Raw genomic sequence first — 14317 nt, 5'->3', positions numbered from 1 at the left:
GCGTCCGTACCGTTTCGGGCTCGTCGCGTCACGCAATTGCTGCTCGGGCTCATTCTCTACGGAGTCGGTGTGGCCGTTGTCGTCGTCGCGGGCCTCGGAGTGGATCCCTGGACCGTTCTGGCAGAGGGCCTGGCCCTGCGAACCGGGATCGGTCTCGGCTGGATCACCAACATCATCGGACTCGCCGTCCTCGCGCTCTGGATTCCGCTGAGGCAGAAGCCGGGAATCGGGACCATCGCCAACATTCTGGTGGTGGGCACCGCCCTTCAGTTCGCGCTGCCATTAGTGCCGGCGCCGGAGAACCTTCTACAGTCGAGTGCTCTGCTGCTGGGCGGGGTCGCGCTCGTGGGCCTCGCCGGTGGTCTCTACATCGGGGCCAGGTTCGGACCGGGCCCGCGTGACGGTCTGATGACCGGCATCTCAGCACGCTGGGGGTGGCCCCTGTGGGTAGCGCGCACAGCTGTCGAGGTCACGGTGCTGGCGATCGGGTGGACGCTGGGTGGCACGGTCGGCGTGGGCACCCTTGTCTACGCACTCGCCATCGGACCCGCGAGCCATGCCGCCCTGCGATTGTTCGACACTCAGCGGCGGCCTACACACCGGGCAACCCCCGCGGCCCACGGCTGACCAGAAGCGGCCGCGCCCGCTTCAGTGTTCCTGGAACCTCGGCCAGTCACTCCCCGGGCGCATCCGCGAGTAGAGCGCGGACTTCGCGACATCCATCGTGGGATATGTCCCCGCGGATGACTCGGCTGCCGCCATCGTGACGGTGTACCCATCTGCATCTTTGCGGATCGTCCCGACCACACCGGATTCGCCGAACGCGACCCAGATCGTGCGGGTCTTCGTCGTGTTATTCATCATCGAACTCCTTTCGACGGTGGCGACGTTACGCCTGACCCGAGAACAGCACCAGGGGTCAGGACAGACTGCCCCGCACGTGCCGCGCGATCGCCGCGTAAACCGTCTCGACGACCTCGCGAGGGGCATCGCTGAGATTGAACCCATGGCCGACATTCGGTAGATCGATGTGCTCGCGCAGAGCACCGACGCCCGCTAGCCGCGCGGCGTAGCGAATCTCTTCCTCGCGAAGGATGTCTCTCTCCGCCGTGACGATGAGCGCTGGCGAAATACCTGTCAAGTCCGCACCGTCCGCGCTCGAGGCTGGCGAGATCAATCGGTCGGTCCGGCGCTCCACGTCAGGACAGTAAGCGGTGTCGAAAGTCGGCCCCATCCGAGCGAGAAGCGTCTCTTTACCCTCCGAGAGCTTGGTCTTCGCCGGCACGGTCAGGTCCAGCGGCGGGTACATCAGCACCTGGAGGCTGACGTGCGGCGTCCCCCTTTCGAGCGCGAGACGTGCTGCACCAGCGGCAAGCGCGCCCCCCGCCGACTGTCCACCCAGGACCAGCTTGTCGCCCAGCCACGGGCGCTCCATGGAGGTTGCCCACACCGCGACGTCGTACGCCTGCTCGACGGGTCCGGGGAATCGAGACTGCGGGGCCGGAATGTAGTCGACGTTGACGACGGTGACCCCAGCGTTGGCAGCGATATAGCGGCACAGCGCGTCATCCTGCTCCGGATGCCGCATGACGAAACCGCCGCCGTGGAAGTTCACGTAGACCCCCTTGCCGGAGGAACCGTCGGAAGGCGCATAGACCTGGGCATCCACGGCGCCGTGGCGCGTATGGATCGTCGCGTCTCGAAGGGTCACGGGGATCTCGGCAAAAGAGAGATCAGCCCGGGCGGGCATGTTGTTTGGAAGCCTCTGCATCAGCTTCGCGACCGTATCGGCCAACCACAGCGGCATCGCCACGTCGGACTCCTCCCAGGCTGTGCCCCCGACTGGACTCGAACCAGTAACCGTCGGATTAGAAGGCCGATGCTCTATCCATTGAGCTACGAGGGCGCCCGATCAGGTTATCGCCTCGCCGCCGAGGTCGCCGGGTGGGTCCATACCCATGGATAAGATGACGAAATGCCAGCGCACGAGAACGACCGGCTCGTTTGGATCGACTGCGAGATGACGGGGCTCGACCTCGACCAGGACGAACTGGTCGAGATAGCCGTCGTTGTCACGGACTTCGAACTGCGCGTGCTCGACCCTGGGTTCCAGATCGTCATCAAGCCCGACCCGTCTGCACTCGAGCACATGAATGACTTCGTCACGGGCATGCACGAGAGTTCGGGCTTGCTCGACGAGATCCCCAACGGCGTGAGTGTCGCCGAGGCGGAGTTCCTCGCCCTCGAGTACGTTCAACGCTTCGCGAACGAGGGCAAGGCGCCTCTCGCCGGCAACACGATCGGCACCGACCGCGCATTCCTCGCGAAGTACATGCCGCGCCTCGATCGCTTCCTCCATTACCGCAGCGTCGACGTGTCGAGCATCAAAGAGCTCGCTCGGCGCTGGTATCCCCGCGCGTACATCCACGCGCCCGCGAAGGATGGCGGACACCGCGCGCTGGCCGACATCCGCGAATCGATACGGGAGCTGGCCTACTACCGCCAGGCCGTGTTCGTGCCGCAGCCCGGCCCCACGAGCGACGGCGCGCGTGCGGCTGCGGCTGCCGCCGTGTCTTCGTACGCCCCAGGGGTGTAATACAATTGCTGGGTTACCCGGGCACACGGGTACATGGTGGGTATAGCTCAGTTGGTAGAGCGCGGCCTTGTGGTGGCCGATGTCGCGGGTTCGAGCCCCGTTACTCACCCCAATGATCGAACTGGATGCTGAGGCGTTCGAGGCGCTCGTCGTCTCGGAGCTCGACGCGCTCCCCGACGAGATGGTCGAAGGACTCGATAACGTCGTCTTCGTGGTGGAGGACCGCCCCGAGGACGGCAGCCTCGACCTGCTCGGCCTCTACGACGGCACGTCGCTGACGGAGCGGGACCGCTACGGAATCGGTGAGCTACCCGACCGCATCATCGTCTACCGAGAGCCGCACCTCGCCGCGTGCGAAAACGAGGACGAACTGCGCGACGAGATCCACACGACCCTCGTCCACGAAATCGCGCACTTCTACGGGATCGACGACGACCGCCTCCACGAGTTGGGATGGGCGTGATGTCGATCGCCCTACCCGACGTCGACCGCGAGGTCCAACAGCGCGAGAGCCCCGAACATCCTGCCGTCTGGCAGACCGTCGTGTGGAACGATCCCGTGAACCTGATGAGCTACGTCGTTCATGTTTTCCGCAGCTACTTCGGCTTCTCCACCGATCGTGCGACAGCGCTGATGATGGATGTGCACGAACGCGGTCACGCGGTTGTGGCAGAAGGGCCGCGCGAACAGATGGAACTGCACGCGCAGGCCATGCACGACTACGGCCTGTGGGCCACCGTTCGGAGGATCCCCCGATGACTGAGAACGCGCTCATCCTCACGATCTCGCGTCTGGAGGCTCAGCAACTCGCCGACCTCGTCGCCCAGTTCTCGGAACTGCTCGAACCGCACGCGGTCGCCGATGCCGATGCGTCCGACGCTTCGAACGATCCGGCACTCGCGCGACTCGCGCCGAACCCGTACCCCGATGACGCGGACGCCGCAGCAGAATTCCATGACGCAACGCGCCACGATCTGCTCGAGCGCCGGCAGCACGACGCACTGCGCGTGCTCGCCGATCTCGCGCCCTCATTCGCGTCCGGCGATCCCGATGACCCTGATCCGGCGGCGGACACGATCGATCTGGCGATCGAAGGGGACGCGGGGTGGGCCTGGATGCGCACACTCACCGCAATCCGTCTCGTCATTGCCACGCGCCTCGGCATCTCGGGCGAGGACGACGATCACGACCCCGAAGACGACCGTTTCGCTGTCTACGACTGGATCGGTTACCGACTCGACGGGATTGTTCGAGCGATGGAAACCGCCGACTGAAACCGCCCGCCAGACCACGGTGCGGTCGCGTGGTCAGGCCGCATCAGGGCATGCCGCATCAGGGCATCGCGACCACGATCGTCGCGTGCTGTGCGGGTTCGTCCGCACGGATGTGCCCTCGCTCTTGAGCGGCCCAGCGGTCCCAGTGGGGACGATAGGTGTCGCCGTCGCGCAGCAGGGCACGACGTTTCCGTGCCTCCTCGGGCGCTTCCACCCACACGGCTATGTCGCTCAACCGAAGCGTCTGGGCCGTGATGATGCCCGAGCCTTCCACGATGAGCGGCAGCGACGGATCCACCGCATGCGCCTCGGCCGGAGCATCCGTTTCCCAATCATGCCTGCGCCACACGCCCATCAAGCCGCGCGCGTGGGGGACGAGGATGTCTTGACGGGCGATCTCGACGCCGTATTCCAGTCCGTCCCAGCCGGGATAGATCGAGTCGAGCGCGACCAGCTGAACCCGACCCGACGACGGCCACTGCCGCACGAGCGCCGCCGCGAGCCTCGTCTTTCCTGCCCCGCTCTGGCCGTCGATCAGCACGACGGGGTTCAGGGCGTCGAGACCGCGCAGTTCGCGCACGATGCGCGCGACGGCGGTCTGGGACGCCGCGGCGAGGGGGTCGTCGGGCGTGGATCTACTTCTTGAGGGCGCGGATGACACGGCTGAGCGCCCGACCGGCAACCCACACGAACGGGATCCCAACGGCGAGCAGCGCGATCACGTTCGGCTCGAAGCGCAGATCGTCGCCCCGGCGGATGTAGGCGCCGAACGGCAACGAGTAGCCGCCACCGCCGCCACCCTCATTACCCTTCTCGTCCGAGCCGCCGCCGAAGCCGTGCCACGTTGCGGCGACGGGGATGATACGGACACCGTCGACGTCCTGCTGATCGCCGTAGGCGCTGCTGACGCCGAAGTGAACGGACTGCTTGGCGAGGTCCTGTGCAATGTTGGGCATCCCCCCACGCTAGCGCGCGATCCCGCCGGTGACGAGGGGCTTGCGGACGCGATCAATCACGGATCGCGGGCGGGCGCGGATGCGACGGAAGTGCCGTCGGACGCTCCGTTCGGCCTACGAAGGTGGCCCGCATGACCGCGGCGCCGCCGAAGCGAGCGGACGCCGCATCCAGCGTGTCTTCGAGCTTGCGACGGTCTTCGTCGTCGTCCCAGAGGGATTGCCCGTGTGCAGCCGGCCGAAGATTCTCGGCCCGTACCCCGAGCAGACGAATCGGCTGGCGGGCCTCGATCGATGCGAAAAGGTCGCGGGCTTCATCGCCGATGCGCTGGCCGACGTCCGTCGGTTCTGAAAGGGTGCGCGACCGGCTGATCGTCGTGAAATCCGCGAAACGGACCTTTATCGCGACGGTCGCGGCGTCCCAACCACCCTTGCGCAGGCGCCTCGCGACCCGGTCGGATAGTCGCAGAAGTTCGGAGCGCAGGAACGCCGGGTCCCAGACGTCCTCATGAAACGTCTCTTCGTGCCCGATGCTCTTCTCGACACGCGTCGTAGACACCTCGCGGGGATCGATTCCGCGAGCGAGTTGCGAGAGCCGTTCGCCCGATGCGGGCCCGACGATGCGATCGAGGACGTCCCGGGGCGTTTCGATGAGGTCGGCGATCGTGCGGATGCCTCGCGCCTCGAGAGACTCGGCGGACTTCGGCCCAACCCCCCACATCGCGCGGACGGAGCGCGGGCGGAGGAATGCTTCCGTCTCTGCGGCCGACACGATCAACATGCCGTCAGGTTTGCTGATGGTCGAGGCCATCTTGGCGACATGTTTGGTCGCTGCGACTCCGACGCTGCACGTCAGCCCGGTCTGATCCTGGACACGCTGCCGGAGCATCCGAGCGATCGCTCCCGGACTACCCCAGAGCCTGCGCGCGCCGCGGACGTCGAGGAACGCTTCGTCGATCGACAGCGGTTCGACGAGCGGCGTGACGTCGTGGAAGATGCTCATGACCTCGGACGAGAGCGCAAGATAGCGGTCGAAATGCGGTGTGACGACGATCGCCGCGGGGCAGAGCCGGAGGGCCTGCGAGACGGGCATCGCCGAGCGAACACCGAAACGGCGAGCCTCGTAGGACGCGCTCGAGACGACCGAGCGACCTTCGGGCGCGCCGACGATGATCGGCTTGCCGCGGAGCGACGGGTTATCGAGCACTTCGACGGCGGCGTAGAACGCATCCATGTCGACGTGCAGGATTCCGGTGCCCGCGTCGTCGGCGTCGTCGGCGGAGACGATCCGCCCACTCCCGTCGCCGCGTCCCATGCATCCATTGTGACCCGGGGCACCGACACCCGTGGTCCCCAGGTCTCGATCCCTTCGGGATCCGAGAGCCGAGAGTGCACGTTCGCGCAGCGAACGTGCACTCTCGGCTCTATGGATCCCTACAAAGCCGCGGCGCGCTCCAGGACCAGCTCGCGCACGCGGGCCGCGTCGGCCTGCCCGCGCATGGCCTTCATGACGGCACCGATGACCGCGCCGGCGGCCTGCACCTTGCCGTCGCGGATCTTCTCGAGCACGTCCGGCTGAGCCTTCAGCGCCTCATCGATCGCGGCGATCAACGGTCCGTCGTCAGACACGACCGCCAGTCCGCGAGTGTCGACGACCTCTTGCGGCGTGCCCTCCCCCGCGATGACGCCCTCCAGCACCTGGCGCGCGAGCTTGTCGTTGAGGGTTCCGGCATCGACGAGGGCCTGCACCGCCGCGACGTCCGTCGGCGAAATGAGATCGGATGCCTCGCGCCCGGCGGCGTTTGCCAGTCGGGTGATCTCACCCGTCCACCACTTCCGCGCGGCCGCGGGCGATGCGCCGGCAGCGACAGTTGCCGCCAGCTCAGCGAGCAGGCCTCCGTTGGCGACATCCTGGAACTCGAGGTCGGTGAAGCCCCACTCGGCTTTCAAGCGACGGCGACGAGCGGGCGGCGCCTCGGGAAGCGCGGCGCGCAGCTCTTCGATCAGCTCGGGTGCGGGCACCACGGGCAGCAGATCGGGCTCCGGGAAGTACCGGTAGTCGTCGGCATCCGACTTCGGACGACCCGGCGACGTCGTGCCCGTGTCTTCGTGCCAGTGCCGCGTCTCTTGCGTGATCGTGCCACCGGCGGCGAGGATCGCGGCCTGGCGCTGGATCTCGTACCGCACGGCCCGCTCGACCGAGCGCATCGAGTTGACGTTCTTCGTCTCGGTGCGGGTGCCGAGCTTCTCCTGGCCGCGGGGACGCAGCGAGACGTTCGCGTCACAGCGCAGGTTTCCGCGCTCCATCTTGGCGTCCGAGATATCGAGCGCGAGCACGATGTCCCGGATCGTCTGCACGTAGGCCTTGGCAATTTCGGGCGCGCGATGCTCGGCACCGTAGATCGGCTTCGTGACGATCTCGACGAGCGGGACGCCCGCGCGGTTGTAGTCGACGAGCGAATACTCCGCACCTTGGATGCGCCCGGTCGAGCCGCCGACGTGCGTGAGCTTGCCGGCATCCTCTTCCATGTGCGCGCGCTCGATCGGCACGACCACCTCGGTGCCGTCCTCGAGCTCGACCGTCACGCTGCCTTCGAACGCGATGGGTTCGTCGTACTGCGAGATCTGATAGTTCTTGCCGAGGTCCGGGTAGAAGTAGTTCTTCCGAGCGAAGCGGCTGGACGGCGCGATCTGACAGCCGAGGGCGAGACCCAGGCTGATCGAAAAGCGCACGGCCTGCTCGTTCACGACGGGCAGCGAGCCCGGCAGACCGAGGTCCACGGGTGCCAGATCGGTGTTCGCGGGACGACCGAACGAGTTCGGTGCGGCGGAGAACATCTTGGTCGCGGTGTTGAGTTCGACGTGGACCTCGAAACCGAGCACGGGCTCGAACAGTTCGAGCGCCTTGTCGAAGTCCATCAGCGGGGCCTTGGCCATCAGGAAACCCCTCCTCGGGTGGTGAGAGCGGGCGCTCGGTCGAGCAGTGGTCCGCCCCAGGCATCCTCGAGCAGTGTTTCGAGCGCCGCCCCGACCCGGTACAGGCGCGCGTCTTCCCGAACGGGCGCGAGGAATTGGATGCCGACGGGCAGACCGTCTTCTTCTGCCAGCCCCGACGGGATCGATATTCCGGGTACACCGGCAAGGTTCGCCGGGATCGTCGTCACGTCGTTGAGGTACATCTGGAGCGGGTCGTCGATCCGTTCGCCGAGGCGGAACGCTGTCGTCGGCGCGGACGGCGTCGCGATGACGTCGACGGCCCCGAAAGCGGCGTCGAAGTCGCGCTGGATGAGCGTGCGGACCTTCTGCGCCGAGCCGTAGTACGCGTCGTAGTAGCCGGCAGACAGGGCATAGGTGCCGAGGATGATGCGGCGCTTGACCTCGTCGCCGAAACCCGCCTCGCGGGTCGCAGCCATGACATCCTCGACCGTCGCATTGCCGCTCGGCGTGACCCGCATGCCGAAACGCACCGAGTCGAACTTGGCCAGGTTGCTGGATGCCTCGGCGGGCAGAATCAGGTAGTACGCGGCCACGCCGTACTCGAAGTGGGGGGCGCTGATCTCGACGATCTCGGCGCCGTTCGCCTCGAGCAGCGCGAGCGAGGCACGAAAGGATGCGGAGACACCGGCCTGGAATCCGCTGTCGGGCAGTTCGCGGACCACGCCGACACGCAAACCCTTCAGCACATCACCGCGGGCGCCCTCGCGGGCGGCCTCGGCGAACGAGGGCCAGACGTCCGTGAGCGACGTCGAGTCGCGGTGGTCGTGCCCGCCGATGACATCGTGCAGCAGGCCCGCGTCGAGCACGGAACGCGTGACAGGACCGACCTGGTCAAGGCTCGAGGCGAGCGCGATCGCGCCGTAGCGGCTGACGCCGCCGTACGTCGGCTTGACGCCGACCGTGCCGGTCAAATGCGCCGGCTGGCGGATGGACCCGCCCGTGTCGGAGCCGAGCGCGAGGGGCGCCTCGAAGGCGGCGACGGCCGCAGCGGACCCGCCACCCGATCCGCCCGGGACGCGGTCGAGATCCCACGGGTTGTGGGTCGGCCCGTACGCCGAGTGCTCGGTCGACGAGCCCATGGCGAACTCGTCCATGTTGGTCTTGCCGAGCGGCACGAGTCCCGCGGCGCGCGAGCGCGCGACGACGGTTGCGTCGAAGGGAGACATGTACCCCTCGAGGATGCGTGAGCCGCTCGTCGAGGGCATGTCGGTCGTGACGAGCACGTCCTTGATCGCCAGGGGCACACCGGCCAGAGGGCCGAGCTCGTCGCCCGCGGCACGGCGGCGGTCGATGTCGGCCGCGACGTCGAGGGCGTGGTCACTGACGTGCAGGAACGCGTGGACGTCGCCGTCAACGGCGGCGATGCGGTCGAGGTGAGCCCGGGTGGCCTCGACGCTCGAGACATCGCCCTTCGCGAGCTTCTCGGACAGCGCTGCGGCGCTCAGGCGCGTGAGATCGGTCACTGTTCCTCCCCCATGATCGCGGTGACGCGGAATCGTCCGTCTGCAGCATCCGGGGCATTCTGCAGTGCCTGCTCGAGGGTCAGGGTTTCGCCGACGACGTCGGGACGGAAGACGTTCTGGAGGGGCACGGGGTGGCTCGTCGCGGGGACATCCGGGGTGGCGACCTGCGACACCTTGGCGATGTTGTCGACGATGACGTCGAGCTCTCCGGTGAGACGGTTCACCTCCTCGTCGGTCAGCTGGATCCGGGCGAGCACGCCCAGATGGCGCACGAGTTCGGGGGTGATTTCAGACACTGCCCTATTCTAGGCGGCGCCCTCGCCCCGCCCCGTCCGCGCCTGGTGCACGGCAATAGGCTGACAACATGACGACGACGTATGAGCCGCCCAGACCGTGGATTCAGAGCTACGCCGAGGGAGTTCCGAGCGACTTGGACCCGGTGAGCGGTTCGCTCGTCGACATCGTCGAGGCATCCGCACGCGATTATCCGGATGCTCCGGCCCTGCAGTTTTTCGGACGCACCACGTCATACCGCGACCTTCAGCAGCAGATCGAGCGTGCGGCTGCGGGCCTGCGCGCACAGGGCGTCAAGCGCGGTGATCCGGTAGCGATCGTGCTGCCGAACTGTCCGCAGCACATCGTCGCGTTCTACGCCGTGCTGCGGCTCGGGGCCGTCGTCGTGGAACACAACCCGCTCTACACGCCGCGAGAACTGCGCAAACAGTTCGAAGACCACGGCGCCGTGCACGCGATCGTCTGGAACAAGGTCGTGCAGTCCGTTCAGGAGTTCCCCGCCGACCTGGCGGTGCAGACGATCGTCTCGGTCGACGTCACGCGCGCCATGCCCGCGCGCACGCGATTCGCGCTCAAGCTGCCGATCAGCAGGGCACGCGAGGCGCGCGCCGCGCTCACCACACGGGTGCGCGGCACGGTGCCGTGGGAGAGCATCGTCGCGGCCGCCCCCCTCCCCGCGACCGTCGCGAAACCCGAGACCGACGATCTGGCCATCATCCAATACACGAGTGGCACGACGGGAACCCCGAAGGGCGCCTCGTTGACTCACCGCAATCTGCTCTCGAATGCCGCACAATCGCGGGCCTGGGTCCCGTCGATCCGGCGAGGTGAAGGATGCGTTGTCTACGCCGTCCTTCCGATGTTCCACGCCTACGGCCTCACCCTGTGCCTGACCTTCGCGATGTCGATGGGCGCGCGGCTCGTGCTGTTCCCGCGTTTCGACCCGGACATGGTGCTTGCGGTCACCAAGAAGCATCCGGCGACGTTCCTCCCCCTCGTGCCGCCCATCGCCGATCGCCTGCTGAAGGCCGCACTCGAGCAGGGAGTCTCGCTCGACGGAACCGAGGTCGCGATCTCCGGCGCGATGGCGCTGCCCCATGACCTCGTGGTGCCGTTCGAGGCCACCTCGGGTGGATACCTCGTCGAGGGGTACGGTCTGAGCGAGTGCTCCCCCGTTCTGATGGCGAACCCCGTCGCCGACAACCGGGTGCCGGGAACCGTGGGTCTGCCGCTCCCCGGTACCGAGTGCCGGGTCGTCGACCCCGATGAGCCCACCCGTGATGTGCCCGCCGGTGAGCGGGGCGAACTGCTCGTCCGCGGTCCCCAGGTATTCGGCGGCTACTACGGCAAGCCCGAAGAGACCGACAAGGTGTTCGTGGACGGGTGGTTCCGCACCGGAGACATCGTCACGATCGACGATGCGGGGTTCGTCCGGATCGTCGATCGCATCAAGGAGCTCATCATCACGGGTGGGTTCAACGTCGCCCCGACCGAGGTCGAGATTGCGCTCCGCCAGCACCACCAGGTCGAGGATGCCGCGGTCGTGGGTCTTCCGAGCGAGCACTCGGGTGAAGAGGTCGTCGCCGCGATCGTCCCTGTAGCGGGTGCCACTCTGGATGAGGAGTCCGTGCGCGAATTCGCCCGCGGCATCCTGACGCCCTACAAGGTTCCCCGCCGGATCTTCGTCGTTGACGAGCTCCCCAAGTCCCTGATCGGCAAGGTTCTGCGCCGACAGGTGCGCGAATCGCTGCTCCAGCTCACGACCGGGCGCTAGCTCGAAATTCGCCGCTACGCGCGGAGCTCCCCCGGACGCGGCTGAACCCACGGCGCATTCGCGTAGCCGTCTTCCCAGGGGAATCGCCCGCTCTTGTCGTCGTAGGTGAGCTGCAGGAGAGGCACGGATGCTTCCGCGGGCCGCTGATAGAAGCGGTTGGCCGCGAATGCGATCTCACCCGGGTTGGGCACGACCTCGGCCACGACCCGATGCGGCCAATCCGTGAATGACAGCATCTCGCCCGCGACAATATTGCGGCCGCCTCTGATCATCGCCGACACCTCGTTCAGGACCCCCGATGCCGTGTTCGGTCCTACTCCGACGATCAGCAACTCCGGATGACCGACGCCGAAGAGTCCCACTGTGTAGGCGAACGATGCTTCGCGATGCTTGCTGTCGCCTCCGACGTACTGCAGGTAGACGCCGTGGGCACGAATGATCTGTGCCGTGTGCTCGTCTTCCTGGTCGAGCCATGCCTGGATCTCGAGATCCGAATTCGATGACATGTTGTTCCCCTCTCGTTTCGACGAGAGTAGAACATAGGTACGACACTCAGTCCGCGTCGGGATCCAACGCCTCGAGCGCCGAGGGTCCCTCGGTCACGAGCAGACGGAATTGTGCGGCGTCGATGATGCGCACGCCGAGTTCTTCCGCCTTGCCGAGCTTCGAACCCGCGCCCGGGCCCGCCGCAACGAAGTCCGTCTTCTTCGAAACACTCGAGGCGGACTTTCCGCCCGCCGCGATGATCGCCTCCTGCGCACCCTCGCGGGTGTAGCCCTCGAGGGACCCGGTGGCGACGACGGTAATGCCCTCGAGCACCCCGCCCTCGACGACCGCGGCGCCCGGACCGGGGTGCCCAGGGGTCGCGAGCTGCGCGCCCGCGGCCATCCAACGCTCGACGATCTCTTGATGCCAGTCGACCTCGAACCAGTCGATCAGGGCGTCCGCGATGATGCCGCCGACGCCCTCGACGGCGGCGAGGTCCTTACGAGAGGCCCGTCGGATCTCGTCAACCGAGCCGAACCATTGCGCCAGCGCCCGTGCCGCGACCGGACCGACGTGGCGGATGTTGAGCGCGACCAGAAAGCGCCAGAGGTCCTTCGTCTTCGCCTTCTGCAGCTCCTCGAGGAGCGTGATCGCCTGAGCGGATGGCTGTGGGCCCGTCAGCCCCTGTTTCTTCTCAGCCGGTGACAGATTGCGCCGGAACGGCGCCCGGCGGACCCGCTTTCCCGTCTTTTCGTCGACGCGAGGCTCACCCGTTTCGGAATCGCGCACGATGACCTCGATCGGAACGAGCTGTTCAATCGTCAGGTCGAAGAGTCCGGCCTCGGTCTCGAGGGGAGGGATCGCGGGGGTCGATGGCTGCGTCAGCGCCGCTGCGGTCACTTCGCCGAGCGCCTCGATGTCGAGGGCGCCGCGCGATCCGATGTGCTCGACCCGGCCGCGAACCTGCGCGGGGCAGGCGCGCGTATTCGGGCAGCGTAGATCGATGTCGCCTTCTTTCGCGGGAGCGAGCGTCCACCCGCATTCCGGACACTCCGTCGGCATCACGAACTCGCGCTCGGTGCCGTCTCGCAACTCGACCACCGGTCCGAGCACCTCGGGGATCACATCGCCCGCTTTGCGCAGCACCACGGTGTCGCCGATGAGAACACCCTTGGCGCGCACGACATCCTGATTGTGGAGGGTCGCTTGGCGCACGACCGACCCCGCGACGCGGGCGGGGGCCATGACGGCAAAGGGGGTGGCCCTTCCGGTCCGTCCCACCGACACCACGATGTCGAGCAGCTTGGTGTTGACCTGCTCGGGCGGGTATTTGTATGCGATCGCCCAGCGCGGCGCGCGGCTCGTGGCACCGAGTTCGTCGTGCAGGGCGAGCTCATCGACCTTGACCACGATTCCGTCGATCTCATGCTCGACGTCGTGGCGGTGCTCGCCGTAGTGCTCGACGAACGCCGTGACCCCGTCGATGGTGTCCGTCGTCTGGTAATACGGGCTCGTCGGAAGACCCCATTCCTTCAGCAGCGCGTAGATTTCACTCTGCGAGTCGACGGGTGGGCGCTCCCACGCCCCGATGCCGTGTACGAACAGGCGGAGCGAGTCGAGGCGGGCCTGGCCGGCTTCAAGCTCGAGCCCGTCCTTTTTGTCGAGTTGTTGGCGCAGGCCTCCGCTCGCGGCGTTCCGCGGATTCGCGAACGCGGGAAAACGACGCTCGGCGCTGATCCGCGCCTTGTCCTCGTCGAACGCGCGTGAGCGTGCGCGTGTCTCTTCGACCGCACGATCCCGCATGTCCGCCTGCAGCGCGTTGAGTGCGGCGAAGGCAGCCACGGGGATGAAGACCTCGCCCCGTACTTCCACGATCGGCGGATGCCCCGTGCCCGCCAAGCGTTGCGGGATGCCGGTCACCCGAACCGCATTGAATGTGACGTCTTCGCCGACGCGTCCATCACCGCGCGTGGCCGCCGACGTCAGCACGCCGTTCTCGTAGCGGAGACTTATCGCGAGTCCGTCGATTTTCAGTTCGGTCAGCCATCGGACGGCTCGGCCGGCACCGGCCTGAGCCTTCGCGCACCACTCCCGCAACTCATCGAGCGAGAAGACGTTGTCGAGGCTCAGCATCCGCTCGGCGTGTTCGACCGGCGCGAACTGCGTCCCCTGAGCGGCACCGACCGTCAGTGTCGGTGAATCCTGCCCCTGCAGTTCGGGGTACAGCCGCTCGATCGCCTCGAGCCGATGCATCCACGCGTCATACGTTGCGTCGTCCACCAGTTCGGCGTCGCGTCCGTAGTAGGCGTCCCGCGCCCCGAGGATCTGCTCGGACAGGGTCCGCACCTCATCGCGCGCCTGCTCAAGCGTCAGGTCGGGAAGTTCGGATGCTTCGGAATCCACCGGTGCTTCAGCTGCCACCGGTTCAGTTTAGGTTCGGCCCCCGACATCCGTCCGCTTGCCCGCCAGCGCCGTGGCAG

Annotated in this window: 16 protein-coding genes and 2 tRNA genes; 7 read left to right on the top strand and 11 right to left on the bottom strand. The window is 67.0% G+C overall.

The window, feature by feature from the left end; all coding sequences use genetic code 11:
• Nucleotides 1–36: 36 nt before the first annotated feature.
• On the top strand, nt 37–627 hold the full coding sequence (locus tag MIC448_RS00565; protein ID WP_036294420.1) for a YitT family protein: 591 nt from the start codon (nt 37–39) through the stop codon (nt 625–627).
• A 21-nt stretch (nt 628–648) separates the two neighbouring features.
• On the opposite strand, the gene MIC448_RS00560 is transcribed toward MIC448_RS00565, so the two are convergent.
• The 3 genes from MIC448_RS00560 to MIC448_RS00550 form a co-directional block, all read right to left on the bottom strand.
• Complete coding sequence (locus tag MIC448_RS00560) at nt 649–861, bottom strand: hypothetical protein (protein WP_036294467.1); 213 nt, start codon at nt 859–861, stop codon at nt 649–651.
• 58 nt (nt 862–919) lie between these two features.
• Nucleotides 920–1807, bottom strand: coding sequence for an alpha/beta hydrolase fold domain-containing protein (locus MIC448_RS00555; RefSeq protein WP_036294465.1), 888 nt, complete (start codon nt 1805–1807; stop codon nt 920–922).
• A gap of 26 nt (nt 1808–1833) precedes the next feature.
• Nucleotides 1834–1906: transfer RNA gene (locus tag MIC448_RS00550), tRNA-Arg, on the bottom strand.
• Between the two features lie 69 nt (nt 1907–1975).
• Here MIC448_RS00550 and orn point away from each other — a divergent pair.
• From orn to MIC448_RS00525, 5 genes are all read left to right on the top strand, one after another.
• Nucleotides 1976–2596: an oligoribonuclease gene (gene orn / locus MIC448_RS00545; RefSeq protein ID WP_036294418.1), complete on the top strand. Its 621-nt coding sequence runs from the start codon at nt 1976–1978 to the stop codon at nt 2594–2596.
• Between the two features lie 36 nt (nt 2597–2632).
• A tRNA-His gene (locus MIC448_RS00540) sits at nt 2633–2708 on the top strand.
• A complete protein-coding gene (locus MIC448_RS00535; protein WP_036294415.1) occupies nt 2709–3059 on the top strand; it encodes a metallopeptidase family protein in 351 nt (116 codons plus the stop codon). It begins immediately after the preceding tRNA gene.
• Nucleotides 3050–3355, top strand: coding sequence for an ATP-dependent Clp protease adapter ClpS (gene clpS / locus MIC448_RS00530; RefSeq protein ID WP_036294412.1), 306 nt, complete (start codon nt 3050–3052; stop codon nt 3353–3355). Before MIC448_RS00535 ends, clpS begins: the two co-directional genes overlap by 10 nt.
• Nucleotides 3352–3870 (top strand): DUF2017 family protein, encoded by a 519-nt coding sequence (locus MIC448_RS00525; RefSeq protein ID WP_036294409.1) that lies wholly within the window; start codon nt 3352–3354, stop codon nt 3868–3870. Before clpS ends, MIC448_RS00525 begins: the two co-directional genes overlap by 4 nt.
• 58 nt (nt 3871–3928) lie before the next feature.
• Here MIC448_RS00525 and MIC448_RS00520 read toward each other — a convergent pair whose 3' ends face one another.
• The 6 genes from MIC448_RS00520 to gatC all read right to left on the bottom strand — a co-directional run bounded on the left by MIC448_RS00520 (nt 3929) and on the right by gatC (nt 9579).
• Nucleotides 3929–4531, bottom strand: a complete 603-nt coding sequence (locus MIC448_RS00520) for a hypothetical protein (protein ID WP_144237949.1) — start codon at nt 4529–4531, stop codon at nt 3929–3931.
• Complete coding sequence (locus MIC448_RS00515; protein WP_036294406.1) at nt 4506–4826, bottom strand: hypothetical protein; 321 nt, start codon at nt 4824–4826, stop codon at nt 4506–4508. The genes MIC448_RS00520 and MIC448_RS00515 overlap by 26 nt, the downstream gene beginning before the upstream one ends.
• A gap of 52 nt (nt 4827–4878) precedes the next feature.
• Nucleotides 4879–6138 carry a DNA polymerase IV gene (locus MIC448_RS00510; RefSeq protein WP_036294403.1) on the bottom strand — a complete coding sequence of 420 codons (1260 nt, stop codon included), beginning with the start codon at nt 6136–6138 and terminating at the stop codon, nt 4879–4881.
• Nucleotides 6139–6257: 119 nt separating this feature from the next.
• On the bottom strand, nt 6258–7760 hold the full coding sequence (gatB, locus tag MIC448_RS00505; protein WP_036294400.1) for an Asp-tRNA(Asn)/Glu-tRNA(Gln) amidotransferase subunit GatB: 1503 nt from the start codon (nt 7758–7760) through the stop codon (nt 6258–6260).
• On the bottom strand, nt 7760–9283 hold the full coding sequence (gene gatA / locus MIC448_RS00500) for an Asp-tRNA(Asn)/Glu-tRNA(Gln) amidotransferase subunit GatA (protein WP_036294397.1): 1524 nt from the start codon (nt 9281–9283) through the stop codon (nt 7760–7762). Before gatA ends, gatB begins: the two co-directional genes overlap by 1 nt.
• Complete coding sequence (gene gatC / locus MIC448_RS00495) at nt 9280–9579, bottom strand: Asp-tRNA(Asn)/Glu-tRNA(Gln) amidotransferase subunit GatC (RefSeq protein ID WP_036294395.1); 300 nt, start codon at nt 9577–9579, stop codon at nt 9280–9282. Before gatC ends, gatA begins: the two co-directional genes overlap by 4 nt.
• Before the next feature lie 68 nt (nt 9580–9647).
• Here gatC and MIC448_RS00490 point away from each other — a divergent pair, with 68 nt between their 5' ends.
• Nucleotides 9648–11351 carry a long-chain-fatty-acid--CoA ligase gene (locus MIC448_RS00490; RefSeq protein WP_036294392.1) on the top strand — a complete coding sequence of 568 codons (1704 nt, stop codon included), beginning with the start codon at nt 9648–9650 and terminating at the stop codon, nt 11349–11351.
• A 14-nt stretch (nt 11352–11365) separates the two neighbouring features.
• On the opposite strand, the gene MIC448_RS00485 is transcribed toward MIC448_RS00490, so the two are convergent.
• Nucleotides 11366–11857, bottom strand: coding sequence for a DUF4262 domain-containing protein (locus MIC448_RS00485; protein WP_036294389.1), 492 nt, complete (start codon nt 11855–11857; stop codon nt 11366–11368).
• A 46-nt stretch (nt 11858–11903) separates the two neighbouring features.
• Nucleotides 11904–14090, bottom strand: coding sequence for an NAD-dependent DNA ligase LigA (gene ligA, locus MIC448_RS00480; RefSeq protein ID WP_373457218.1), 2187 nt, complete (start codon nt 14088–14090; stop codon nt 11904–11906).
• Nucleotides 14091–14317: the final 227 nt, after the last annotated feature.

This window comes from Microbacterium sp. C448 (genome assembly GCF_000582705.2).
Lineage (GTDB): Bacteria > Actinomycetota > Actinomycetes > Actinomycetales > Microbacteriaceae > Microbacterium > Microbacterium lacus_A.
The sequence above is the reverse complement of the archived record's forward strand: the minus strand, read 5'-3'. Positions and strand labels throughout refer to the sequence as shown.